Below are 24,666 nucleotides of genomic sequence, written 5' to 3'. Positions count from 1 at the left end.
GTACCGACCTCCCTATCAGGAGGCCAGACTATCCAGTGCTTCGCGCATCGGGTGGAGCAGATCCGTCAGCGCTCGCTTGAGCTGGTCGATATCTGCCTGATTTCTAGCTATTGTATCGACCAGAACACTACCAACAATTACACCATCGGATACCCGGCCAACCGCAGCAGCTGTTTCGGCGTCACGAATACCAAAACCGACACCGACCGGAAGTGCGGTCAGCTCGTGAATATGCGCAACCTTGGAAGCTACCTCTTCCACATTTATTTTGGCAGCACCTGTCACGCCCTTGAATGAAACATAGTACACATAACCGGAAGAGTGCTCGCTAATTGCTCGAATGCGATCATCCGTTGTGGTTGGCGACAAGAGGAAAATCGCGTCCAGCTCACGCTGAGTGAACAGCGGCGCCACGTCATCCGCCTCTTCTGGCGGCAAATCCACCGTCAGGATGCCATCCACACCGGCATCCGCAGCAGCATCAGCGAAGACTTCGTAGCCCATGGCCTCCATCGGGTTAAGATAACCCATCAGGACCACAGGGGTATCGCCGTCCTTCTTACGGAATTCCTTAACCATTCCGATGACCTGCCGCAACGACGTTCCATGCACCAGCGCGCGCTCGCAAGCTAGCTGAATAACCGGCCCGTCCGCCATCGGATCGGAAAAAGGCACACCCAGCTCAATGATGTCCGCACCCGCCTGCACCAGCGTATGCATTAGCTCCACCGTCAGGTCGGGATGGGGATCACCGGCTGTAATATAGGGAATAAGTGCCTTTCGGCCCTGTCCTTTAAGGGTTTGGAGAACCCCTTCAATTCGGCTCATGCCTGCTCCTGTCTAATTTTCAGACCACAATGCCTTCTAGCTTGGCAACGGTATTTATATCTTTATCGCCCCGACCGGACACGTTTATCACGACGGTTTGATCCTTATCCATGGTAGCCGCGAGTTTGATGGCATAGGCCACCGCGTGCGCGGTTTCCAGAGCGGGCATGATGCCTTCAACACGGGTCAGCTTACGGAATCCTTCCATCGCTTCATCATCAGTCACAGAAACGTAGTTTGCCCGACCGATATCTTTCAACCAGCTATGCTCCGGGCCCACACCAGGATAATCCAGGCCGGCGCTGACGGAATGAGTACCGGCAATCTGACCATTCTCATCTTCCATCAGGTAGGTGCGGTTGCCATGAAGCACACCGGGGCGACCGGCACATAAAGGCGCCGCATGCTTCCCGGTATCAATACCCAGACCACCCGCTTCAACACCATAAAGACCGACTGACTCGTCCCCGAGGAACGGATAAAACATACCAATGGCGTTTGATCCGCCCCCTACACACGCTACAAGGGCATCAGGCAGCTTACCGGTTTTCTCCAGGCACTGACGGCGGGTCTCGCGACCAATAACAGACTGGAAGTCACGAACCAGCATTGGATAAGGGTGTGGCCCGGCAACCGTTCCGATGATATAGAAGGTGTCGTCAACATGAGAGACCCAGTCGCGCATAGCCTCGTTCATTGCGTCCTTAAGGGTGCGCGTACCACCTTCAACCGCATGAACCTCAGCGCCGAGCAGCTTCATCCTGAAAACGTTCAGTGACTGCCGCTGGACGTCTTCTGCACCCATGAATACATGACATTCCAGGCCGAGACGTGCACACACGGTAGCCGTCGCAACACCGTGCTGCCCAGCCCCCGTCTCCGCAATAATCCGCGTCTTCCCGAGAAAACTGGCGAGCAATGCCTGACCAACGGTGTTGTTTACTTTATGAGCACCGGTATGGCAAAGATCTTCACGCTTCAACCAGATTTGCGCGCCACCAGTCTCGCGGGTCAGGCGCTCGGCAAAATACAGGGGCGTTGGCCGGCCAACATAGTCCGCAAGCTCTTTGTCGAACCGCGCCTGGAAATCAGGATCCTTTTTAAGGCGGTTGTATTCCTGCTCAAGAGTCATCAGGGAATCCATGAGCGTCTCGGAGACAAACCGTCCACCAAAGGCCCCGAAGTGCCCCCTTGCATCCGGCAGTGCGCTAAGCATTTCTTCAGTCAGTTTTACAGACACGGTGAACCTCTTTAATAAAGTCGGAAATTTTCTCGATATCCTTTATGCCTTTGGCCCGCTCAACACCACCACTAACGTCGACGGCCCAGGGTCTCACCTGCTCTACGGCGCGGGATACGTTATCAGATGACAATCCACCGGCCAATATGAGCGGCAAAGGGCGATTCTCCGGGATCAGATCCCAGTTAAACGATTGCCCGGTACCTCCGTAGCGATCAGGATCCCACGCATCGACCAGTAGTCCTGATGCACCTTTATATGCGTCAAATGCCCGTTCAATGTCGCCGGATTCACGAACCCTTTTCGCTTTGATCCAGCGCCGGTTGAATTGAGCACAGAAGCTGGCCGTTTCATCGCCATGGAATTGCAACAAATCCAACGGCACACGACTTAGCACTTCACAAACATCTTTTTCCTGTGGATTAACAAACAACCCTACAGCCGAAACAAACGCCGGTACCTTTTCAATCAATGCCTCAGCCTGTTCGATCGTCACTGACCGCGGGCTAGGCTCATAAAACACGAAACCAACCGCATCGGCACCCGAGTCAACCGCTGCTTCAACATCCTCTACACGGGTAAGGCCACAAATTTTAACTCGCGTACTCATGAGTGTTGCACCGATTGCTTGCGATGGATATGGGTGGGGGAAATGGGCCTGTTTTGATCGCGTGTAAACCAGGGCCTCAAAAACCCAGGGCCACACTCCGCCTCGGGAATAGCATATTCTTCCGGGTAACCAACATCCACCAGATACAAGCCGTAGGGCGGTGCCGTAACCCCCCCAACCGTTCTGTCCCTGGCATCAAGTATCTCACGAATCCATTCCACAGACTGCTGTCCGGTTCCAACCGCCATGAGTGCACCTGCAAGGTTCCGCACCATGTGGTGGAGAAACGCATTGGCCTGAACATCTATTACGACGAATTCACCACGACGGGTTACCGAGATTTGCTCCATAAACCGTATCGGGCTACGGGATTGGCAGCCGGCTGCGCGGAACGATGAAAAATCATGTTCACCAACCAGAGCCTGGGCAGCCTGGTGCATTCGATCCGCATCCAGCGGCCGGAACGTCCAGCTAACCTGGCCACGCTGGATGCCAGGCCGTACCGGACCATTGTAAATAACATATCGGTAGCGCCGATAAACCGCCGAAAACCGGGCGTGGAAATCACCTGTCCCGTTTCCAGCCCAGTGAACCGATATATCGTCTGGCAATGCTGTATTGATGCCCATTACCCAGGACCGAAGGTTACGGATTGAAGGCGTTTCAAAGTGGGCAATCTGATAACTGGCGTGGACACCGGCATCCGTTCGTCCGGCGCATACAAGATCCACTGGGTGGTTTGCTACTTTTGCCGCCGCTCTGGCCAGCTCTCCCTGGACAGATCTGACGCCTGACTTCTGGAACTGCCACCCGTGAAACTTGCAGCCATCATATTCGAAGGCAATTACGACGCGTCCTGCGCCGATGGCGTTGTCAGTAGTGAGTTGCTGAGATTCGAGAAACAAGGGCTAACCCGGAAGAGTGATTTCATAAAAAACAAAGCGCCGGCTTTTGCCGGGAGAAGTCCCGGCGGCCGGCGCCTGCTGTCTTGTTGACCCGATTATAACCAATCAGGACAGTTTTTTAAGGAGATCCTGCGCTTCGGATTTCTGATCCTCATCACCCTCAAGGGCTACTTCCTCAAGAATATCGCGAGCGCCATCACTGTCCCCCATCTCAACGTAGGCTCTGGCAAGATCCAGCTTTGTTGCCGCCTCGTCGGTTCCGGCCAGGAAGTCGAAATCATCGTCATCGCCGAGATCGCGTTCATCGATATCAAGCGATTCTGACTCCGGTACTTCACCACCTACTTTCTCAGAGGCTACAGGCAAGTCAACGCCATCATCGGAAGCTTCGGAGGACTCCTCCTGTTCAGCTACATCTCCAGGGGAACCCAGATCCTCCAGCTCTTCTGCACCGGATACTTCCTCTTCCGGGCCAGCAGATTCGCTCTCCCCAAGAACATCACCTTCACCAAGGGTGTCCTCGAGCCCAAGTTCCTCGTCCAGGGAAGAAGTTTCTTCTTCCTGCTCCGAGGAGTCAGATGAGTCGGAGAACTCTTCCATCAACGCCAAATCTTCATCGGACACGTCCAGCTCAAGATCATCCAGAGAGGACTCCTCCATTTCCTTGCCACCAAGTTCCTCTTCTTCATTGGCAACCTTGTCCAGCTCGGCATCGAGCTCATCAAGGAAAGACTCGTCCAGAGAATCAGCCTCACTCTCTGCGCTGCTTTCGTCAGACCGCAGCGTTGTTTTTTCACCCGGCTCATCCTCGTCCAGCGCCAGACTCAGGTCATCGCCAGCACTGTCCTTTTCGGCTTCGGCAGGTTCGGATTCGTCTTCTAGTGAGGACTCCAGGTCAACGTCTTCGGACAGGTCCTGAGTATCCTCAGGCTCCTCCAACTCCATCTCAAAGGCGGCAGGCTCTTCATTTTCATCAAGGTCCAAATCATCTGTACCGGTCGACAAATCCTCACTATCAGAATCCGTGGAGGTGCCGGAAAGATCATACTCAATGAAGCCTTCTTTACCTTCACCTTCCGACTTCTCATCGGCTTTCGACTCTTCGTCCGCCACAGCAGAAGTCTCGGCGCCTTCAAACTCGCTCAAATCGAAGTCGGCCAGATCCGAGTCAAAATCACCAAACTCGTTCTCAACCTTTTCTTCCCGCTCGGAGTCGTACTGATCAGCCAGCAATTCATCAGAAAGCTGATAATCTTCTTCGGATTCAACCGGAACCCTGGCTTCGCCTTCCTCCTGGGTGCTTCCGAACGAATCAGATCGAAGTTCAGACTCAAGATCGTCAATGCTCGGCATCGACTCGGCCTCTTCGAGCCTCGAACGCAATTCGGAAGCCGAGGAAAGCGCTTCTTCGTCATCCAGCGCTTCAATTTCACCGAACTGCTTTTCAAAGGACTCACGATCCTGGATGTCCGCGTAAACGCCAAGCAGTTTCAGTCGGAGGTCGACGCGGCTGGGCTCACGTGAAATAGCAGTTTCGAGAGACTGGGCAGCCTGATCGTGGCGGCCATAAGCAATGTAAGTATCGGCTTCGGTGACAGCGTCGCCAGCAACCATTTGTTCGGATTCATCGTCATCGAGACTCAAATCAAAGGAGTCTGTGTCGTCATCCGACTCACTGTTCAATTGCTCATAGAACGCCTTTTCGCGATTTGCATTGCGGCGGGCCAGTAGAAGGAGCAGCAGAAGCAACAGAATCAAGCCGCCACCAAGTGCAATCTGATACATCAGATTGTTGGTGATCAGATCAATGATGTTACCCGGGAACGCCTTCTCGGCTGCAGGCGCCTGAGATACAGGCTTCGGCTCAGACTGGGCTGCAGCCTCCTCCTCAGTCGCTGTTGGCGCAGCTTCAGCAGTTTCAGCGGGCTCAGCTTCCTGAGCGACCGGTTCGACAGCGTCTGCAGGTTCGGGTTCTTCAGCACCGGCCATATCGGTGTCGCCGGCACTTTCGCCCTCAGCGGCCACCATATCATCTGCCGCTACCGGCGCTTCACCCGTGCCCATTGACTCGCTTTCAGAGCCTTCTGCAGGCACCGTCTCGGCTTGCTCACCGGCTTCTTCTGTCGCAGCCTCACCAGGCGCAGAAGTGTCCGCACCCTCTTCGGTCATGGCAATTTGCTCATTGCCGGCGGCGTCTGTGCCCGCTTGGCTTTCCGCAGGAGCCTCATCACTGCCGGCTTGGCCAGCCACGGACTGGAGATCGGAGAGCTGGGTATTCTTTAGTTCTAACAGCCGCTGGAGGGTTTCGACCTGATCCTGTAAGTCGTCAACACGGTTGTTCAGCTCATCATTCTCACGACGAGCACTCTCAAGCTCCTCCATGGCTACAGCAGAACCTGCGTCAACACCACCCGGGAGCTGACCATCACCGCCAGCGGAACCACCTTCACTGGTTTCCCGGCTATCGTTCTCCGCTACCAGCAGTTTCAGCTCGTCACCACCCGCAGAAGCCTGAGCGGGAGCTGGAGCGGCCTGCTCCGGGGTGCTCTCTGAAGCGTCAACGGTTCGCTGGGGAGACTGGAAATCACGGTTTTGCTCACCGACCACTCGGGTGGCTTCCGCACGGGTGCGACTCTGAATCTGATCGAGAGTAGGTACCCGCAAAACTTCACCGCGCTTGAGGCGATTAATATTTTCGCCGATGAAGGCATTCGGATTGAGGTCCTGAAGGGCGAGCATCACCTGCTGCATGGATACGCTGCTGTCCGGTCGGACACGGGAAGCAATGGTCCACAATGTATCGCTCGGCCCGGTCGGCCCAAAGGTTTCTGCCTGATAGCCCCGGCTAAGCGTTTGCTCGGCCTGCGCCTGACGGCGAACAGATTCCGCGCTACGTGTCGATGTGGGCTGGCTGGCAGCTGCAGCCGAGCTTGTTGAAGGCGCTGCGACGCGTTCCTCAACACCCGACTCTTCAGCATAAACAGGGGGGTCAACCAGAACTGCGTATTCGCGCATCAAACGCCCACTCGGCCAGGTCAGCTCGAGCAGAAAGTTCAGATACGGTTCACGCAACGGCTCCCTGGAGGAAACGTTTACCGCCAGACTACCGTCATTCTGTGTAATAACCTGGAACCGCAGTTTACTCAGAAACTGGTTGCGGCTGAGCCCGACTCTCTCATAGGCGGTTTCCGAAGCGATGTTGACGAATACATCACCAGGATCCACACCGCGGCTCTGAGGCAGAACAATTTCCGCGTCCAGGGGCTCATTCAGATAGGACTGAAGTTCAATTTCTCCAAGCCCGAGGGCTTGTGCGACGCCGGATCCGAGCCCTCCCGCCAGAGCCAGGGCAACCGCAAGCTTGCGTACCTTCATGCTTTTTCCTTTCCAGTCTCCGTTATTCGTTACTGCTCTATTTCAAACAGAATCGGACGAGGTTGGATGACTTCCGTCTGGATAATTCTAGTTATTATGTCGTGTTATCAACGCTCAATTCGGCAAGTATTGTTGATAACATCCCTTTTATCAATCAATCAGCTGCATTCCTTGCACCATTTTTTTATCAATCGAGCGGAACTCCCTAGCGCTCTTGAAAATAACAGGGGCGAAGGCTGAAATCAGCCTTCGCCCCCAACCGGTTTCCTGAAACCGGACACAGTTGGCATTAATTACCCCTGTGTAACATTTCTTAACGCTCCTGCAGGACTCGCAGCATGCGTCTAAGGGGCTCGGCCGCACCCCACAATAACTGATCACCAACCGTGAATGCGGAGATATACTCCGGACCCATGGTCAGCTTCCGAATTCGGCCAATCGGCACGCTAAGAGTGCCAGTGACCTTCGCCGGAGTCAGCTCTTCGATTGTTGCGTCACGATCATTTGGGATAACTTTTACCCAGTCGTTCGCCTTCGCAAGAATGGATTCAATCTCCGAGACCGGAATGTCTTTCTTGAGCTTGATCGTCAGGGCCTGGCTATGAGAGCGCATGGCACCGATCCGGACACAGATTCCATCAATAGGAATCGGATTATCGGAGCGACCAAGAATCTTGTTGGTCTCGACGCCTGCCTTCCACTCTTCCTTACTCATACCATTATCGAGCTGCTTGTCGATAAAAGGAATGAGGCTGCCAGCGAGGGGCACCTGAAAATGCTCGGTCGGGAAAGTCCCGGAACGCATGGTCTCTGTAACCTTGCGATCAATCTCGAGAATCGCTGAGGACGGATCTTCCAACTCAGTTCTGACACTGCCGTTAAGCTCACCCATCTGGTTCAGCAATTCCCGCATGTTCTGGGCACCGGAACCGGAGGCCGCCTGATACGTCATGGGAGAAACCCACTCGATCAGATCCTGCTCCAGCAGACCACCAAGGGCCAGCATCATCAGGCTCACCGTGCAGTTACCGCCAACATAGTCTTTGACGCCCTTTTCCAGCGCGGCATCAATGACATTGCGGTTAACCGGATCCAGGACAATGACGGAATGATCAACCATGCGCAGGGTTGATGCTGCATCGATCCAATAGCCTTCCCAGCCTGCATCACGCAGCTTCTGGTAAACTTCCGTGGTGTAGTCCCCACCCTGACAGGTGACAATTACATCCATGGATTTCAGAGTGTCTATATCGAAGGCATCCTGCAGCGGAGGTACACCTTCTTTGCCAACATCGGGGGCCGGCTTCCCGGTCTGGGAAGTCGAGAAAAACACCGGATCAATATCGGCAAAATCGTTTTCTTCACGCATGCGCTGCATGAGGACTGAGCCTACCATGCCACGCCAACCTACAAGTCCAACTCGCTTCATGTGCGACCCTTGAACCTCTGTTTATGCCCGCCCTCTACGGTTATCGCTGGCAGGGACAGGATGGATGATCCCGCAGCAACAGCATGTTGTTGCCGTCGGGTCTCAAATTCGACTGGAACCGGAAGCTACAGCTTACAACGCCGCCAACACGGCGTCTCCCATTTCCCGGGTGGAGACCTTACGGCCGTTCCCGGACATGATGTCAGCGGTGCGCAAACCCTGATCCAGTACTTCGCTGACTGCCGCTTCGATGGCTTCAGCAGCCTTTTCTTCGCCCAGGCTGTAACGCAACATCATTGCAGCACTGAGAATCGTAGCCAGCGGATTGGCAATGCCCTGACCGGCGATATCGGGTGCTGAACCGTGGCAAGGCTCGTACATGCCTTGCTTTTCAGAGTTCAGCGATGCCGATGGCAACATACCGATCGAACCCGTCAGCATAGCCGCTTCGTCCGAAAGAATATCACCAAACATGTTGCCAGTCACAATCACATCAAACTGTTTGGGTGCCCGTACAAGCTGCATTGCGGCATTATCCACGTACATGTGGCTAAGCTCGACATCCGGGTATTCGCGGCACAGGTCGTTCATGATTTCCCGCCACAAAACAGTCACTTCCAGCACATTAGCCTTATCGACAGAGCAGAGTTTCTTGCCACGCTGCTGCGCCGCTTCGAACGCAACGCGACCGATCCGACGAATTTCCGATTCTGTGTAGGCATAAGTGTTGTAGCCCTGGCGCTCGCCGTTCTCAAGCTCCCGAACACCTCGGGGCTGACCAAAATAGATACCACCCGTGAGCTCACGAACTATCATGATATCAAGACCGGAGACGACTTCCGGCTTGAGGGACGAGGCAGACGCCAGCTGTGGATACAGGATTGCCGGCCGCAGGTTCGCAAACAGCTCCAGATTTGAGCGCAAGCCCAGCAGACCCTTCTCAGGCCGCTGCGCCATCGGCAGGCCATCCCATTTGGGTCCGCCAACAGCCCCCAGTACTATGGCGTCGGCCTTCCTCGCTTTTTCCAGGGTCTCATCCGGCAAAGGGCTATCAGTTGCGTCAAGCGCAGCGCCGCCAACCAGAGCGGTTTCGAAACTGAGTTCAAGGCCGAACTGGTCGTTAACCTTGTGCAGCACCTTTTCGGCTTCAGCGACAATTTCCGGCCCGATACCGTCACCCGGCAACATCAATACGGTTCTGGACATAATCCCTTCCTGTGTCAGATCACTTCAATTTGTAAGAATCAGTTTCCGGCGCCAAACAACCAGGGTGCGGTCTGGCGACGCTTGTCTTCGTACCCCATGATTACCTCGGCGTCCTCCAGGGTTACACCGATATCGTCCAGGCCATGCAGCAGGCAGTGGCGGCGAAAGTCGTCCACATCAAAACCGAAGGACTCTCCGGACGGGGTCGTAACCGTTTTGGCCTCAAGATCAATGGACAGTTGATATCCTTCTTGCGACTCGGTTTCGTTAAACAGCTTATCAACAATTTCTTCTTTAAGAACAATAGGTAAAAGTCCATTCTTAAAGCAGTTATTGTAAAAAATATCAGCGAAACTCGGTGCAATAATCACCCGAAACCCGAAGTCCTCCAGGGCCCACGGCGCATGTTCACGGCTGGACCCACAGCCAAAGTTTGCACGTGCCAGCAGTACACTGGCATTCCTGTACCGATCCTGGTTCAGGACAAAATCAGGGTTAACTGGCCGCTGAGAGCAGTCCTGATCCGGCTTACCTTCATCGAGGTAGCGCAGCTCATCAAACAGGTTCGGACCAAAGCCGGTGCGCTTGATCGATTTCAGGAATTGCTTGGGAATGATCATGTCCGTATCCACATTGGAACGGTCCATGGGGGCTACCAGCCCCTTGTGTTGCGTTAATGCTCGCATGGTCTCTCTCCTGTGGATCAGTTCATCAATTCGCGGACATCAATAAAGTGGCCGGTGACCGCTGCGGCTGCTGCCATTGCGGGACTGACCAGATGCGTGCGGCCGCCAAAGCCCTGACGACCCTCAAAGTTCCGATTTGAGGTAGAGGCGCAGTGCTCACCCTGCCCCAGCTTGTCGGCGTTCATGGCCAGACACATGGAACAACCCGGATCGCGCCATTCCAGACCGGCTTCAAGGAAAATCTTGTCCAGGCCTTCCTGCTCTGCCTGGGTTTTGACCAGGCCGGAACCGGGAACGACCATCGCCTGCTTGAGGCTTGGCGAAACCTTACGCCCCTTGACCACAGCTGCGGCTTCACGCAGATCCTCAATACGGCTGTTTGTGCAAGAACCAATGAACACTCGGTCCAGCTTGATATCGGTAATCGGCATGCTGGCTTCGAGCCCCATGTACTTGAGCGCACGCGCAATGCCTTCCCGCTTGATGGGGTCCTGCTCTTTTGCCGGATCCGGGACCGTGCCATCGACACCAACGACCATTTCCGGAGAGGTTCCCCAGCTGACCTGCGGTTTGATTTCCGAACCATCCAGCTCGACGACCTTGTCGAATACCGCATCGTCATCGCTGTGCAGTGAGCCCCAGTATTCAACTGCCGCATCCCACTGATCGCCTGTGGGCGAAAACGGACGCCCTCTGACGTAGTCGATGGTCGTGTCATCGACCGCCACCATACCCACACGGGCGCCGGCCTCAATAGACATGTTGCAGATGGTCATGCGTGCCTCCATGCTCAGGTCACGGATGGCTTCGCCACCAAACTCAATAGCATGGCCTGTCCCGCCTGCGGTACCAATCTTACCGATAATTGCGAGCACCACATCCTTGCCGGTCACACCGGCCCCAAGCTTTCCGTTGACCTTCACCAGCATGTTTTTCATTTTCTGCTGGACCAGGCACTGGGTCGCCAGCACATGCTCGACTTCCGAAGTCCCGATACCATGGGCAAGACAACCGAAAGCACCATGGGTCGAGGTATGGGAGTCCCCGCACACGATACTCATACCCGGCAAGGTTGCTCCCTGCTCAGGCCCGATAACGTGAACAATACCCTGACGCTGGTCCTTGATCTTGAATTCAAGGATGCCGAATTCATCGCAGTTCTTGTCGAGGGTTTCGACCTGAATCCGTGAAACCGGGTCAACGATACCCTCGATCCCCTTTTCCCTGTCGGTCGTCGGAACGTTATGGTCCGGAACCGCCAGATTGGCATCAAGACGCCAGGGTTTGCGACCAGCCAGACGAAGCCCCTCAAAGGCCTGCGGCGAAGTTACTTCATGCAGTAACTGCCGATCGATATAGATTAATGCGGAACCGTCATCCCGCTGCTTGACCAGGTGGTCGTCCCATAATTTGTCGTATAACGTCTTGCCCGCCATGATTACTCTCTCATCCTTCGGGTTTTCTGATTTTGACTGCTATGGCGCTATCTTACTCCTTCCCGACCAATAACCCCAATTCATGTTTTTTATCCATTGCATTCCTTGCAGGCATACTTTAGTTTCGGTTTCATAAAGGACTCAAACTGGTGTAGCCGAGCATGGACTCAAATTCTCTACGGGCATTTTTAGCCATCGTTGACCATGGCTCCTTCTCCGAGGCTGCCGAGGTTCTGCACCTCACGCAGCCGGCAATCAGCAAGCGGCTCGCAGCTCTCGAGGTTCAGCTTGGAGCATCGCTCGTCGATCGCAGTCACCGGCAAATCCGGTTAACGGATGCGGGTACGCGACTCCTTCCGCACGCCCGCCGGATTCTGGATGAAATCCACAATGCCCGGGTGGCACTCTCGCCGGATTCAGCTCATGTGGAGGGCGAGCTCCAGATCATCGCCAGCCACCACATCGGCCTCCATCACTTGCCCAACTGGCTTCGGCGGTTCAAGAGAGAGTATCCCCAGGTGGATCTGAATCTGCAGTTCATGGATTCTGATGCGGCCTACGAGCAAATGCGTAAACGCAACGCTGAATTGGCTTTCGTGACCTTGAGCGACAGCATGGAACCAAGCTTCAACGTATTTGCACAGTGGCCCGACCCAATGGTGTTTGTTACGGCGGCAGATCACCCACTCGCGGCCCTAAAGCATCCGACGCTGGAAGATCTCTCAAAACACCCTGCGTTATTGCCCGATACGGCAACTGCGACCTACCGTGTCGTGAGTCGGCTGTTTCTGGAGGACAATCTGCACCTCAACCCCCAGATGCCGACCAACTACCTTGAAACCATCAAGATGATGACAAGTGTCGGGCTGGGCTGGAGTGTACTGCCGCTGCGCATGGTGGATGACGGATTGCGTCCGCTGGAAATCGGGCATTCTGTTACCCGTGTACTGGGAGGAATCGGGCTCGCCGGTCGTCAGTTGAGCAACGCAGCGAAAGCACTGCTGGCCATCGTTCAGGAAGAGGAATTGGTTTAAGCCTCAAACCTCCTCTGGCTCCGGCGGCGGCCTGAGGCCATGCCAGGTAATAGCAATAGCAACCGCCATTGCAACCGCGCCACCCCAGAAAGCAGCAGAGGTACTGAAGCCATCCACCAGAAACCCAGATAGCCATGCACCCAGAGCACCACCGGCACCGAAGGTCAGCCCGCTATACAGCGCCTGCCCCTGACCGTGATGATGCTTACCAAAGAACCCCTGAATATACTGAACCGAAATCGCATGCAAAGCCCCATAGGAAGCGGCGTGCAGGCACTGGGCAAAGATCAGCACAAACACTACATCCGTCACCTCGGCTATAAGCACCCATCGAATCATCGTAAGCACCAGTGAGCCAATAACAATCTGCCTGACGGTCAGTCGATGGGTTAGCCTGTGCATTACGAGAAAGAGGCCGATTTCGGCAATGACACCCAGTGACCAGAGCAAACCTATCGGCAATTTGCCATAGCCGTGCTGTTCAAGGTGAATACTGAAAAACGTGTAATAGGCGCCGTGCGAAACCTGCAGCAGGAAGTTCATCAAGAAGAATGCAACCACCGCTGGGTGCGTCACGATAGCCTTTAAACTGCCCTTCGGCGCCTTTGGCTTGCGCTCACCCTTTTCCGACGGGACCAGGAATGCAGACACCGCGATGCCTGCGAACACTGGCAAAAGCAACCACGGAAGACTCTGAATCGGCACAAACTCCAGGATCCCACCCACAGCCCCAACGGCTACAATGAATCCGACCGACCCCCATAGCCTGACCTTTCCGTACCTTTCCTTTTGCCGGCCCAGCGTCCTGAGAGTTATGACTTCATAAAGCGGCAGAATGGCATTCCAGAAGAACGTAAATGCCAGCATGACCAGCAGCAGACCATAGAAGCCGGGTTCAAGAAACACGCCTGCAAAGAACAGTGATCCGGTAATCGCCCCGAACCTCACAAGACGAACACGCTGTCCGGTTCGGTCGCCGAGCCAGCCCCAGACACTCGGCGCTACGATCTTGGTTAACTGAATGGTCGCCATCAGGGTGGCAATTTGAAGATAGGAAAAGCCCTGGCCGTCCAGATAGAGCGACCAATACGGCAGGAGCCCGCCAAGGAGGGCAAAAAACCAGAAGTAAAGGTTGGAAAGTCGCCAGTAGATATTCAACTCTCCCAAGCCAGACTGACCGGCTTCACGGAGACTGAAGCCGGTGCTACGCGTCGGAAAGCCGTATGGAGCAGCTGTTAAAGCTGCCCGAGCACCGGCGTAGAAACAGACACATCGCCATTCTGACCGCGATGACGGAGGTAGTGGTCCAGCAACACAATCGCCATCATCGCCTCTGCGATAGGCGTAGCGCGGATACCTACACAGGGATCATGTCGCCCGGTCGTGATCACCTCTACCGGGTTGCCATTCACATCAATACTTTGGCCCGGCAGACGCAAGCTGGACGTCGGTTTCAGCGCAATGCTGGCGACAATCGGTTGCCCTGAGGAAATCCCGCCAAGGATCCCACCAGCGCTGTTCGAGAGAAACCCCTCCGGCGACATCTCATCCCGGTGTTCAGTGCCTTTCTGCTCAACACTGTCAAAACCTGCGCCTATCTCAACACCCTTTACCGCATTGATACTCATCAGCGCGTGCGCGAGATCTGCATCCAACCGGTCGAAGACCGGCTCACCAAGCCCGGGAGGAACACCATCCGCGACCACGTTAATGCGGGCACCAATGGAATCACCCTCCTTCCTGAGCGCATCCATATAGGCCTCCATTTCGGCGACCTTGTCAGTATCCGGACAGAAAAACGGGTTCTGGTGAACCTCATTCCAGTCAAATTTCTCGGCTTTGATGGGACCAAGCTGTGAGAGGTAGCCCCGTATCTGGATACCAAGACGCTTCTCAAGGAATTTTCTGGCAACAGCCCCGGCCGCAACTCGCATGGCAGTCTCGCGGGCAGAGGAACGGCCGCCGCCCCGATAATCACGAACACCGTACTTGTGCATGTAGGTGTAGTCGGCATGGGCCGGGCGGAACTGCTCCGAGATTTTGGAGTAATCTTTGGAGCGCTGGTCTGTATTTTCGATCAGGAGTCCGATCGGGGTACCGGTGGTTTTCCCTTCGAAAACACCTGACAAGATCCGGACCTCATCAGCCTCACGCCGTTGCGTGGTATGACGTGAAGTACCCGGCTTACGGCGATCCAGATCCCGCTGCATATCGGCTTCTGAAAGCTCCAGTCCCGGAGGACAGCCGTCGATGATGCAACCCAGGGCGGCACCGTGACTTTCACCAAATGTGGTGACAGTGAACAATTTTCCGAAGGAATTTCCTGACATGATTCAGTATCTTATCCAGTATTTATAAGAACTTGGTTTAAGCTTTGCCCTGCCATTGCCTCAAATCTTCCGCACTCACCAGGAAGACGCCGTCACCACCATTTTCAAAGTCCAGCCAGGTCAATGGCAGGTCCGGATAGAGTTCATCCAGAGCGACCCAGCTATTGCCCACTTCCACTACCAGCAGACCGCCCGGGGTAAGATGATTGGCAGCCTCGGCGATGATCCGATGGGCAATCTCCAGACCGTCTGAGCCTGCCGCTAATCCCAGCTCCGGCTCATGACGATATTCATCCGGCATAGCCGCCAGATCCTCTGCATCGACGTAGGGCGGATTACTCAGAATGACATCGTACTGGCCATCAATATTCGCGAAAACATCCGATTGTACGGTACGAACCCGATCACAGACACCATGGAGTTCAATATTGGATGCCGCAACTTCCAGTGCATCGGTCGATATATCGGACAAGTCCACTTCCGCTTCGCCAAATACGCTCGCCGCGCCAATTCCAATACAACCGCTTCCCGTACACAAGTCGAGAACACGCCCGACCGCTTTATCACCGAGCCACGGCTGAAGCCCCTTTTCGAGGAGTTCCCCGATCGGTGAACGAGGCACAAGCACGCGCTCGTCCACATGGAACGGCATACCCATGAACCACGCCTCGCCAAGCAGATAGGCAAGCGGGACACGCTCATTGATACGACGATCAATTCGTTCATGTATCAACTGACGCTCCTCACGAACGAGCCGCGCATCCAGAAACAGGGTATTGTTTTCAAGGGGCAGGTTCAGGGAACGCATGACAAGATGGACCGCCTCATCCCAAACATTGTCGGTGCCATGGCCAAAATACAGCGGTGAAGCAGCAAAACGCGAAGACGCGTACCGCAGGAAATCGCGGACACTTTGAAGATCATCAATATGGCTGGTCACAGATATCGGTTCCCGTTCGGAGCATGTCAGCGCGCGATTATACGCTGTTTAGCAACTGTACTGCAGCCTCCCAAGGGGACTATTCCGGGTCAGATTGCCATAGGGCCAGAGCTGTTCCGGCTTTCCTCAAAGCGATCCAGGGCGGCCGACATCCGTTCCCGTCCAAGCTGAATCAGTTCCGGTGCCTTATGGTAGTCGTAACTGCGGCAGGCGTTCTTCGGCACGTTAACGAGCAAATCAGGGGGGTATCCCGCAATTTTGTACTGAACGAGGGCACTCTGCATGGTTTCTATGGTGAGGTTCATGACATCAAACTTGCCGATACCCAGCTTTTCCCAATCAATGGTCTCGTGATCGTCATGATGCTTCTTAGCGGCAAGTTTCTTGTCTTCGGCCTTGTGGTGTTCTTTTTTCCGAATCTCACGGGAAATCTTGTCTTCAGGAGTCCCGCCATCGTCGGGTTTGCGCGCTCCAAGGGATTTAAGGGTGTCCCAATCAAACCAGCGCGAAGCCTTGTCCCGAATCGTATCCATCCACTCATCCATATCCGCGCCCTCCTCACCACCGGTAAAAGCAGCATCGGGAATACGCTGGCGCTTGTCATCCTCGCCACTCAGATTCACCGCCACAACGATGTCGGCATGGGAAGAAATCGTTGGAATAATAGGGAGTGGATTCAGCAGTGCTCCATCGACCAGGACACGGCCCTGGAGAACCAGGGGGGTTACAACACTGGGGATGGCAACCGAAGCACGGATTGCCTGGTCAAGTGGCCCCTCCTGAAACCAGATCTCCTTGTGAGCCAGAAGATCCGTGGCAACAGCAGTGTAGGCAATTGGAAGGTCTTCAATGCGGGTATCGCCTAGCATTTCCCGGACGACCGAGAATATCTTTTCTCCGCGAATGGCACCGCTTGAGTTAAACGTGACATCCAGCAGTTTCAATACATCGAACTGACCCAGCCCCGTAACCCAGTCCTTGTAATCCCGCATTTTGCCGGTCGCGAACATGCCACCGACCAGTGCGCCCATAGAACAGCCGGAGATGGCAATAATGTCGTAGCCTCGCTCTACCAGGACCTCTATGGCGCCAATGTGCGCGTAGCCTCTTGCGCCCCCGCTTCCCAGTGTCAAAGCGACCGTTTTACGCCGCCCGGTCTGGGAAGGTGACTTCGAAGGAATCCCGGACGCTGCCGGTGACACATCCGAGCTTCTGACAACTGTGGACAGGCTGTCGGTGCTGCCTGATTCCCCGTTATTCCCTGGCTCGCGCTTCTCATCATCCCTGGATGTGCCCATAGCCGTTTACCTCGTAATAACCGTCACTTCCACCCGATCACCCTGGCGTTCAGGATCCGACAACGGGATAGCAGGGCCGACAACAATAAGTTTTTGCTGCTCCCCTGAAACGCCAGTCTTTGCGAGCACTTCCGAAAGGGATTCCGTCGCCTTGCGCGCGCGCGCCAGGGACTGCTCCAGCGTTTCGTCCTCACCCAGAGACGAAAATCCAGTGAGAACAACCACCGCTCCTTCACTGGATGACCACTCACCGATTTTACGCCGATCTGTAGCCGACCAGTCAAATCGATAAGTGACACCACCCTGCCAGGATACGATGACGGGGCCATGAATCCGGTCATCAACGCCCCCTAGGCCAGGAATCGTTACACCAGGCTCAACTTCCAGGTGCTCTACCCAAACATATTCCCTCAGATTCCCGCGGGTAACTGTATAAACAAGGGTCAACCAACGGCTACCATCGCTCGCTACACTTCCAGCAATGAGGTAATCCTGGCTCTCATCACGACCATACAGCACCCTTTGCCCGAATATCTGGTTCGCCCAGACATTGCTCCGACCACATTCAACGCCGGTGCATTGATAAAGTATCTGAGCCCCCCTTGCCTGCAACAGAGTGATGTAGTGGTCCCTTGCCTTTTCCCGGCTCGAGTCCCGGGCAATTTCATAGAGCCGCCCCTCTCCAAGCACGGGCAGTCGTGCCATGGTTTCAGAGCGGATCTGGTTGTTTACCTCCCGAATTGGACTGAAAAGCACCAAATGCCCGGGCGAGCTAATGGTAGTGGTCGTCTCCAGAGTGGATTGTGGAAACGGCTCAGGCGCAGCAGCAGGGATTACGGCCAAAGCGGAAAGTGGCAACAGTCCTGCCAGTGCGATGGTATAGAGTGAAATAAGGCGTTTCAGCAAGGGATTACTCATCAGTTAGGAATTGTTTGACCGCATCAGCGACTGGGCGGGTATCACCATCCAGATGGCAATGATGGCCTCCCGGCACCTGAGCGACCTCAAGTGTTTTGATAACGTTCGCTCGCTCGTCGAGCCCTTTTCTGGCAGACAACAAGCCCTTCTCAGCCCTGACAAACTGAGTGGGCGTCCTTATCGCCGTCAGGGACGCCAGAACCTGCTCTTCGCTCATCATCAGCGGAGAAGGATGCCTCAAACGCGGATCTGTCCGCCAGACGTAGCCCTTACCTTCCGCCTTCATGTTCCGCGGGGTCAGGGTAAGTGCCGCTTCCGGACTCAGGGGACTTAGTCCGCCCTCCCGCGCCCTGGCTGCCGTTTCTATATCCGGATAGACAACCTGCCGGCCAGAACCGGCAATGCGCTTCTTGATAGCTTTACGGAGCTGGGGAACCGTTTCCTCAACAGGGCGGCTGATTGCCCCGAGGCTGTCAATCATCACAAGCTTCCGGACCCGTTCCGGGAAAGCAGCCGCATAAAGCGCTCCTACAATACCGCCAAGAGAATGTCCGACCAGATCCACTTGTGAATCTCCGGCCTCAAGGAAATGGGTCTCCACAAGTTCGGCCAGGTCGGCCACATAATCCATGAGCAGGTAACTCTGGCCTTCCGGCCTATGGCCAGAGTGGCCGTGACCAGCCATATCGACGGAATGAACACCGGATAGCCCGGTCAGCTCAGGCGCAAGCTTAACGAAGGTCAGGCTGTTATCGAGCCAACCGTGAAGCATCAGAACAGGACGACGACATTTGGCTTGCGGGCGGGCCGGCCAACTCAGGCCGGCAAGACGAATATGCTTAAGGGTCCAGACGGATTCACTGAACGATGCGGCGCTCTCTGCAGCAGCCGTGGACATGGCAATATCATTCATGGCAGACACAGGCCTCACATTGTATGCGTGGGCCGATCAGAACTCAGTGAGCCAGCCAGGTAAGATTCGATCTTGGTGCGAGCAGTTTCATCGTCTCCGTTGAACTGCACACCAATGCCGGCCGCACGGTTGCCTTGCGCGCCCTTTGGTGTAATCCAGATGACCTTCCCGGCGACAGGAATCTTTTCCGGCTCATCCATCAGGTTCAGCAGCAGAAATACCTCATCACCCAGCTGATACTGCTTCTGGGTCGGAATGAACAGTCCACCCTGGCGGATGTATGGCATGTATGCGGCGTAAAGCACCGCCTTGTCCTTGATGGTCAGGGTAAGAATACCACTGCGTGCACCAAATCCGGGCCCCATAACAGACACCTTTCTTGTGTTTCACGGTTACTCGTCTTTCAGGGATACAAAACCCCTGTCTTTTCGCAATCATAGCAGTTGTTGGCGGCGAAAGTGCAACGGCCTTTGATTAAGCCGTTATCAACCTGCCCGGCGCTTCACCGGCATCAGCTTTTGCCACGCAATCAACAACCTGCTGGCCTCCAGTTCCGGGTTGGCGTTGTAGACACCTGCCGCCCTGGACTCCTTAACCATGTCCATCAGTTCGTGGGCCCGCCAGGCCGGATTGGTACGTGCCAGAAATCCCAGCATCTCTTTGGCTTCCGTATCGACCGCCTCTCCACCAGCACTCATTCGCGCCAGGTCTGCAGCCCAGACTTCAAATAACCAGAGGCTGTTATCCAGCCCCAGCGCCTTAAATGACTTGGCCGCTTCGGCAACGGGGATTTGCCCCTTCATAAACAGCTTGAAGCGCTCAAAGGCTTCATCCCGCAGCCCAATGAAATCCCCTGTCGCGTAATCCAGTGCCAGGCGCGGTGCGTTGCCAGAGAGCACCAGCGCCTTGGCCAGAACTTCGGCCGACGGCCTTGCGGACTCATCCATCGCCTGAACCTTTTCAACCAACCAGTGATTCGCTGTTTCCGAATCGGGAGTGGGTATGGTTAAGATCTGACAACGTGAGCGAATCGTTGGCAAAACCGGGCGGCCACTCTCCTGCAGCAACAGCAGAGTTACGTCGGGAAGCGGTTCCTCCAGGGTCTTTAACAAGGCATTGGCAGCGTTAATATTTAGTTGATCGGCACGATCAATAATCGCGACCTTGTGATGGGCCACCTGGGGGGATGCCACTGCAAACGCCGATAGTGCCCTTATCTGATCGACCTTAACCATCTTGGACTTTTCCGGCGCGTAGACCCGTACATCAGGATGACTTGATGCCCGGTAGAGTTCGCACTGTTTGCAATGCCCGCAGGCAACAGGCTCTCCGTTGTCCCGGTTTACAGGATCCGCGCACAGGAGCAGCTCAGCCACGGCGTTCGCCCAGGCTCGCTTACCCACCCCGCATTCACCGGTGATAATCAGCGCATGGGGAAGCCGGTCTTCTGTCAAACGATTCTGGATCACGCTCCAGGCGCGCTTGAGCCAGGGCATATCACGGGCAATGTCGGTCACGAGCGTTTTCCTGCGGTTGAATGCGAGCGACGTAGCTGTCGCTTCATAGTGGTGAGTATGCGTCGCATGCGTTTCAATTCGACATCATCACCTTCAGCGGGCGCATCGCTATAATAATGGCTGTTAACGATGCGGGCAAAAAGTCGCGCAGAATCAGCCGCGACAGGTTTGGCTCTTGCCAGGCGTGACGCCAGTGCAGACGGCGTCTCTCCGGTGCGCACCGGGACGCCAGCGCTCGCACATAGCTGGTGCCATGACCCGAGGATTCTCCGGAACCGATCCCGGTGTTCTCCACGGCGCATCTGCCAGGCCGACAACAAGCCGGCAATAAGAAGCCCGACACCGACGATACCGGCCGTGAGATAGCCAAGCTCCCTCATTCCAATACCGCCTGGCAACCGGGACATCAGGTCCATCTGGCTCTGCCCCTGATAGCCAACGATCCAGCGTTGCCACTGATAGTTGATCCGGTCCAGCTGCAGGCTCGCCCACTGGACAAGCGCAAGATCGCCGTACCTTTGTGGTGACGCCCAGTCGTTCTCCAGGAACGACCCCTCATCAGCCACCGCGTCCCGCAAGCCGGATTCAATCCGCTCCGGGGCAATGGCCGCCGTGGGGTCTATCCGGACCCAGCCGCGGCCGCCGATCCAGGCCTCCACCCAGGCGTGGGCATCGTATTGCCGGACGATCAGATAATCCCCTCCGGCTCCGTTCTGACCGCCCTGATACCCGACGACAACTCGCGCAGGGATGCCCGCCGCGCGCAACACAAAGGTGGTGGCCCCCGCATAATGGGCGCAAAAGCCCCGCCTGGCATCAAACAGTAACGTGTCGATGCCATCTTCGGGCATTTCGGGAGGCCGTAGTGTGTAAAAATAGGCCTGTTCCCGAAAACGGGACAGCAAAGTCCTAACAACACCGAGGTCGTCAAGCCGGCTTCCCAGATCCCGGGCGAACTCTCGGGAACGAGCATTCCCTCCCGACGGGAGCTGCAGATATCGCCTTGCCTCGGCAGGTGCAAGTTGGGCGTCATCGTATACACCTGCCCCCTCTGGCCCCAAACGATACCGGACCGCCGAATCTGCCGGGCGGCGGAAACGGAAAAGATCCTCCGATTCCTCGATAACATTGTCGGATAGCGCACGAGACCCCTCCAGCCCGAAGGCCCAGCGCTGATCCGTAGGCTCCAGTAGCACGTCGTATTCCCCGGATTTGAGGTCGCCGATGCCCCCATCCACCGCAACCCGTCCGGGTCGCTCAAACACTTCAGTGCGGCCCTGTTTCCAGGTTTCTCCATCCAGGTAGTCCAGTATCAGACCGCGCCAATACCGGTCACGATATTCCGGCATTTCCCCGCCGAAGGTCACCCGGAAAGCGCGCTCACTACTCTGGGCAAGGCTGGATATATCGCCGGGGCGCATTGTGTCGCTAATCCCCGTTCTTGCCTCGCCCGAAACCAGGGGGACACTCCAGAGCGGCGCCATGCGCGGAAAGAAGATAAACAACAGCACCACAATGGGAAGAACCTTCACCAGCAACAACACGAGCCGTCGCCAGCCTGACTGCATGCCCTTTGGTAAATCGGGTGCGTTCAGGACCTGTAGCCCAACCAGCAAAAGCGCGATGGAAGTCAGGTTGACCAGCGTCCAGAGAATTTCCTGGTGAAAAAGAAAGTTCACCGTGGTCAGGTACACCAGAATAAAAAAGAGCACGTAAAAATCCCGTACGGTTCGGGTCTCCAGCCATTTCAAGCCAACAGCAAGCACAAAGAAAGAAGCCGCCGTATCCACGGTAAACCGGCCCTGAACCGTAGCCACATAGACCGAGATCAGCACAAGCATGATGCCGGTTCGCAGCCAGCGGCCGGGCAAGCGCACGCGACCATATTGTGCCAGCCATCGCCATGCCGCCAGCACAACGCAAGCGGCAACCAGCCAAAGCGGGAGCCGATCCCACTGAGGCATCAGCGACAGTGCGAAACTGGCGATGAGCCAAAGCAAGGCCCTGGAAGGCAGGCTGACTGATGCCGACGCATTGGTCGGCTCGCCAGGGGAAAGCCGGTACCTGCCACTCATACCCTCGCCCCTCTTTGGCGATCCATCGTGTTATCAACGCCTCTGACGCGGGTTCCATGGGCCTGAGGCACCGTATCTCGGGGCTTTTCCTCACCCCAGACAGCAAGCGCACGGAGACACCTCAACGCATGGGCCGGTCCGGAATCCGGCTCTATGATCTGCCCAGGCAGATTCAGTCCAAACCTGGCCCCCACACGCTCCCTCTCCCGAACAAGCCATGCCAGGTAACTCAACCGTAATTCATTATCCATTCCCGGAAAGGCGTTAAAATCCAACCAGTCGGGGCTGCCGCTTTCTCCTTCCCAGTCCGCTACAACCATTTGCCCGTTCCTGGCAAAGCGCTTCCACATCACTCTCTGGCTCAAGTCACCTTCCCGCCAGGGACGAAGGTCTACGTGATCATTCCCTTCGACAGAACGCGCAATGGATGACTCATCGCCGTCATCGACTGAACTCAAAACGTCCGGGGCCGGCAAGGGTCTGGGAAAAGCGATCGCCGCTGAGATGGGCCGAACCCAGGACCATGCTTTCAGAAGCCCAAACGGAAATCGGGTTTCAATACGAATGCGGTCAGGCCGAAGGTACCCTCGGTGAGCAGATGGCACCGGCAACACAAGATCCTTAGCCTGGCCGGCCGGAACATGCATTGGCGCAAGTGAAGATTCCTCACAGGAAAGAACAACGGCAATGGCATCATCCCGCCCTGCTGTCGCACGAAACCGAAACGGAACCTCCTCCCCTGCGGTGCCCTCTCCGGGTTGAACCAAGCTAAGCTCCAGGCCAGACAAATTGCGGTGGGTCTGGTGCATGGCTCCGACAAAGACGGCGCCAAGAAGAAACGTGATGAGATAAATCAGACTGTTCTGGTAGTTGATTCCGGTAATCAACATGATCAACAGCAAGGCACCAAACACGACACCTGGACCAGTGGGCAGGATGAAGATGTTTTTCTGGTTAAAAATCTGGGCATCCGAACGGGGAATACGGCGATTCACCCATCGTTGCCAGCGCTTCCTGAAGAATTTTCTCATTGTACCCTTGAGGCCGGTGTATTTATGAAAGGTTCCGGGAATATACCCCCGTCTTTACAGGGCTTTATAACAATACTGGAAATTCAAAGATTCTGATCACAAACTCGACAGATCCGGCTTGAATTAGTCAGAGACAAGCAGAATACTCCCTTTAAGGAGTGCGCTGACCAAAGCAGTGTCAGAATCGTCCTGTATCAGCGTTATCACATGAAAAGGCCCGATTATGAAACGCCGACACCTGCTTGCCGCCTCAATTGCCGGTATCACTGCAGCCCTTCCGGTCATGGCAGACGTTCAGACCATGACATCGGACGAAATGGTGGAAACCTACGTAAAGGATTCTGCCGTCATTGTGGTCCCCAAAGAACGGAGAAAGTCTGAAGCGGACCGACAGCGTATCATCCGCTCGCTCACAATTTCTCCTGGCGAACCTGTGTTGAGCGAAGCCGAAGAAGAAGCTTACAGGGATGCCCTGCAGCGATACGTTGATGAAGGGAAAACTGATGCCCTCGAAAGCGCCGAGGAAGAATTTCTGAGGCGGGCCCTGCTGCTTCCCCAGGAAGAACTGGCGAACGCACAACCACTGGCAGAATTTACCCCGACGATTCCGCCCCTGGTTTTTGGGCAGCAGATGGAGATTCCGGATGAGCCGTTTACCCAGACCTTCCTGAATGATCAGCTGGGCATCGGTTTTGACGGACAGAACCTGAACTTCTCGATCGGTAACCCGCCGGGCATAGATCAGATTCAGATTCCACAAGCGATCAACCAGGGCCCTATCAGCCTGACACCCAGGCCGGGCGGCGGGTTTGATCTTTCTATTGCGGTTCCGGATCGATAACCCGGACCTTTTAAACGCAAAAAAACGGCAGCCCTCGGGTTGCCGTTTTTCTTT

General features: G+C 55.5%; 21 protein-coding genes. 2 read left to right on the top strand and 19 right to left on the bottom strand.

The window, feature by feature from the left end; all coding sequences use genetic code 11:
- Window positions 1–15 precede the first annotated feature (15 nt).
- From trpA to leuC, 9 genes are all read right to left on the bottom strand, one after another.
- A complete protein-coding gene (gene trpA / locus KFJ24_RS05385; protein WP_250830040.1) occupies window positions 16–828 on the bottom strand; it encodes a tryptophan synthase subunit alpha in 813 nt (270 codons plus the stop codon).
- A 19-nt stretch (window positions 829–847) separates the two neighbouring features.
- On the bottom strand, window positions 848–2,056 hold the full coding sequence (gene trpB / locus KFJ24_RS05380; protein WP_434968032.1) for a tryptophan synthase subunit beta: 1,209 nt from the start codon (window positions 2,054–2,056) through the stop codon (window positions 848–850).
- On the bottom strand, window positions 2,049–2,678 hold the full coding sequence (locus tag KFJ24_RS05375) for a phosphoribosylanthranilate isomerase (protein ID WP_250830039.1): 630 nt from the start codon (window positions 2,676–2,678) through the stop codon (window positions 2,049–2,051). The genes trpB and KFJ24_RS05375 overlap by 8 nt, the downstream gene beginning before the upstream one ends.
- Window positions 2,675–3,583 (bottom strand): tRNA pseudouridine(38-40) synthase TruA, encoded by a 909-nt coding sequence (gene truA / locus KFJ24_RS05370; RefSeq protein WP_250830038.1) that lies wholly within the window; start codon window positions 3,581–3,583, stop codon window positions 2,675–2,677. The genes KFJ24_RS05375 and truA overlap by 4 nt, the downstream gene beginning before the upstream one ends.
- Window positions 3,584–3,688: 105 nt before the next feature.
- Entirely contained in the window at window positions 3,689–6,958 is a 3,270-nt protein-coding gene (locus KFJ24_RS05365) for a FimV/HubP family polar landmark protein (protein WP_250830037.1), read from the bottom strand.
- 313 nt (window positions 6,959–7,271) lie between these two features.
- A complete protein-coding gene (asd, locus tag KFJ24_RS05360) occupies window positions 7,272–8,387 on the bottom strand; it encodes an aspartate-semialdehyde dehydrogenase (RefSeq protein WP_250830036.1) in 1,116 nt (371 codons plus the stop codon).
- Window positions 8,388–8,519: 132 nt separating this feature from the next.
- Complete coding sequence (gene leuB, locus KFJ24_RS05355) at window positions 8,520–9,593, bottom strand: 3-isopropylmalate dehydrogenase (protein ID WP_250830035.1); 1,074 nt, start codon at window positions 9,591–9,593, stop codon at window positions 8,520–8,522.
- 38 nt (window positions 9,594–9,631) lie between these two features.
- Entirely contained in the window at window positions 9,632–10,279 is a 648-nt protein-coding gene (gene leuD / locus KFJ24_RS05350) for a 3-isopropylmalate dehydratase small subunit (protein WP_250830034.1), read from the bottom strand.
- A gap of 17 nt (window positions 10,280–10,296) precedes the next feature.
- A complete protein-coding gene (gene leuC / locus KFJ24_RS05345) occupies window positions 10,297–11,715 on the bottom strand; it encodes a 3-isopropylmalate dehydratase large subunit (RefSeq protein WP_250830033.1) in 1,419 nt (472 codons plus the stop codon).
- Between the two features lie 161 nt (window positions 11,716–11,876).
- On the opposite strand from leuC, the gene KFJ24_RS05340 reads away from it, so the two are divergent.
- Window positions 11,877–12,749: a LysR family transcriptional regulator gene (locus tag KFJ24_RS05340; RefSeq protein WP_250830032.1), complete on the top strand. Its 873-nt coding sequence runs from the start codon at window positions 11,877–11,879 to the stop codon at window positions 12,747–12,749.
- A 3-nt stretch (window positions 12,750–12,752) separates the two neighbouring features.
- On the opposite strand, the gene KFJ24_RS05335 is transcribed toward KFJ24_RS05340, so the two are convergent.
- The 10 genes from KFJ24_RS05335 to KFJ24_RS05290 all read right to left on the bottom strand — a co-directional run bounded on the left by KFJ24_RS05335 (window position 12,753) and on the right by KFJ24_RS05290 (window position 23,771).
- Complete coding sequence (locus tag KFJ24_RS05335; protein WP_250830031.1) at window positions 12,753–13,916, bottom strand: MFS transporter; 1,164 nt, start codon at window positions 13,914–13,916, stop codon at window positions 12,753–12,755.
- 68 nt (window positions 13,917–13,984) lie between these two features.
- A complete protein-coding gene (gene aroC, locus KFJ24_RS05330; RefSeq protein ID WP_250830030.1) occupies window positions 13,985–15,079 on the bottom strand; it encodes a chorismate synthase in 1,095 nt (364 codons plus the stop codon).
- Between the two features lie 37 nt (window positions 15,080–15,116).
- A complete protein-coding gene (gene prmB / locus KFJ24_RS05325) occupies window positions 15,117–16,019 on the bottom strand; it encodes a 50S ribosomal protein L3 N(5)-glutamine methyltransferase (RefSeq protein ID WP_250830029.1) in 903 nt (300 codons plus the stop codon).
- Window positions 16,020–16,108: 89 nt separating this feature from the next.
- On the bottom strand, window positions 16,109–17,317 hold the full coding sequence (locus tag KFJ24_RS05320) for a patatin-like phospholipase family protein (RefSeq protein ID WP_250830028.1): 1,209 nt from the start codon (window positions 17,315–17,317) through the stop codon (window positions 16,109–16,111).
- 6 nt (window positions 17,318–17,323) lie between these two features.
- Window positions 17,324–18,223 (bottom strand): DUF4892 domain-containing protein, encoded by a 900-nt coding sequence (locus KFJ24_RS05315; RefSeq protein WP_250830027.1) that lies wholly within the window; start codon window positions 18,221–18,223, stop codon window positions 17,324–17,326.
- A 4-nt stretch (window positions 18,224–18,227) separates the two neighbouring features.
- Window positions 18,228–19,148, bottom strand: coding sequence for an alpha/beta fold hydrolase (locus tag KFJ24_RS05310; protein ID WP_250832561.1), 921 nt, complete (start codon window positions 19,146–19,148; stop codon window positions 18,228–18,230).
- A 14-nt stretch (window positions 19,149–19,162) separates the two neighbouring features.
- A complete protein-coding gene (locus KFJ24_RS05305; protein WP_008171779.1) occupies window positions 19,163–19,513 on the bottom strand; it encodes a PilZ domain-containing protein in 351 nt (116 codons plus the stop codon).
- 120 nt (window positions 19,514–19,633) lie between these two features.
- Entirely contained in the window at window positions 19,634–20,665 is a 1,032-nt protein-coding gene (gene holB / locus KFJ24_RS05300; RefSeq protein ID WP_250830026.1) for a DNA polymerase III subunit delta', read from the bottom strand.
- Window positions 20,662–22,740, bottom strand: coding sequence for a transglutaminase TgpA family protein (locus tag KFJ24_RS05295; protein WP_250830025.1), 2,079 nt, complete (start codon window positions 22,738–22,740; stop codon window positions 20,662–20,664). The genes holB and KFJ24_RS05295 overlap by 4 nt, the downstream gene beginning before the upstream one ends.
- Complete coding sequence (locus KFJ24_RS05290; protein WP_250830024.1) at window positions 22,737–23,771, bottom strand: DUF58 domain-containing protein; 1,035 nt, start codon at window positions 23,769–23,771, stop codon at window positions 22,737–22,739. Before KFJ24_RS05290 ends, KFJ24_RS05295 begins: the two co-directional genes overlap by 4 nt.
- A 223-nt stretch (window positions 23,772–23,994) precedes the next feature.
- Here KFJ24_RS05290 and KFJ24_RS05285 point away from each other — a divergent pair, with 223 nt between their 5' ends.
- Window positions 23,995–24,612, top strand: coding sequence for a hypothetical protein (locus KFJ24_RS05285; protein ID WP_250830023.1), 618 nt, complete (start codon window positions 23,995–23,997; stop codon window positions 24,610–24,612).
- Window positions 24,613–24,666: the final 54 nt, after the last annotated feature.

Source organism: Marinobacter sediminum, assembly GCF_023657445.1.
In the GTDB taxonomy this organism is placed as follows: domain Bacteria; phylum Pseudomonadota; class Gammaproteobacteria; order Pseudomonadales; family Oleiphilaceae; genus Marinobacter; species Marinobacter sediminum_A.
The sequence above is the reverse complement of the archived record's forward strand: the minus strand, read 5'-3'. Positions and strand labels throughout refer to the sequence as shown.

Coding starts and splice junctions, on each gene's coding strand:
- trpA (WP_250830040.1), bottom strand. CDS start 828: ATGAGCCGAATTGAAGGGGTTCTCCAAACCCTTAAAGGACAGGGCCGA.
- KFJ24_RS05375 (WP_250830039.1), bottom strand. CDS start 2,678: ATGAGTACGCGAGTTAAAATTTGTGGCCTTACCCGTGTAGAGGATGTT.
- KFJ24_RS05365 (WP_250830037.1), bottom strand. CDS start 6,958: ATGAAGGTACGCAAGCTTGCGGTTGCCCTGGCTCTGGCGGGAGGGCTC.
- asd (WP_250830036.1), bottom strand. CDS start 8,387: ATGAAGCGAGTTGGACTTGTAGGTTGGCGTGGCATGGTAGGCTCAGTC.
- leuB (WP_250830035.1), bottom strand. CDS start 9,593: ATGTCCAGAACCGTATTGATGTTGCCGGGTGACGGTATCGGGCCGGAA.
- leuD (WP_250830034.1), bottom strand. CDS start 10,279: ATGCGAGCATTAACGCAACACAAGGGGCTGGTAGCCCCCATGGACCGT.
- leuC (WP_250830033.1), bottom strand. CDS start 11,715: ATGGCGGGCAAGACGTTATACGACAAATTATGGGACGACCACCTGGTC.
- KFJ24_RS05340 (WP_250830032.1), top strand. CDS start 11,877: ATGGACTCAAATTCTCTACGGGCATTTTTAGCCATCGTTGACCATGGC.
- aroC (WP_250830030.1), bottom strand. CDS start 15,079: ATGTCAGGAAATTCCTTCGGAAAATTGTTCACTGTCACCACATTTGGT.
- KFJ24_RS05320 (WP_250830028.1), bottom strand. CDS start 17,317: ATGGGCACATCCAGGGATGATGAGAAGCGCGAGCCAGGGAATAACGGG.
- KFJ24_RS05310 (WP_250832561.1), bottom strand. CDS start 19,148: ATGAATGATATTGCCATGTCCACGGCTGCTGCAGAGAGCGCCGCATCG.
- KFJ24_RS05305 (WP_008171779.1), bottom strand. CDS start 19,513: ATGGGGCCCGGATTTGGTGCACGCAGTGGTATTCTTACCCTGACCATC.
- KFJ24_RS05295 (WP_250830025.1), bottom strand. CDS start 22,740: ATGAGTGGCAGGTACCGGCTTTCCCCTGGCGAGCCGACCAATGCGTCG.
- KFJ24_RS05290 (WP_250830024.1), bottom strand. CDS start 23,771: ATGAGAAAATTCTTCAGGAAGCGCTGGCAACGATGGGTGAATCGCCGT.
- KFJ24_RS05285 (WP_250830023.1), top strand. CDS start 23,995: ATGAAACGCCGACACCTGCTTGCCGCCTCAATTGCCGGTATCACTGCA.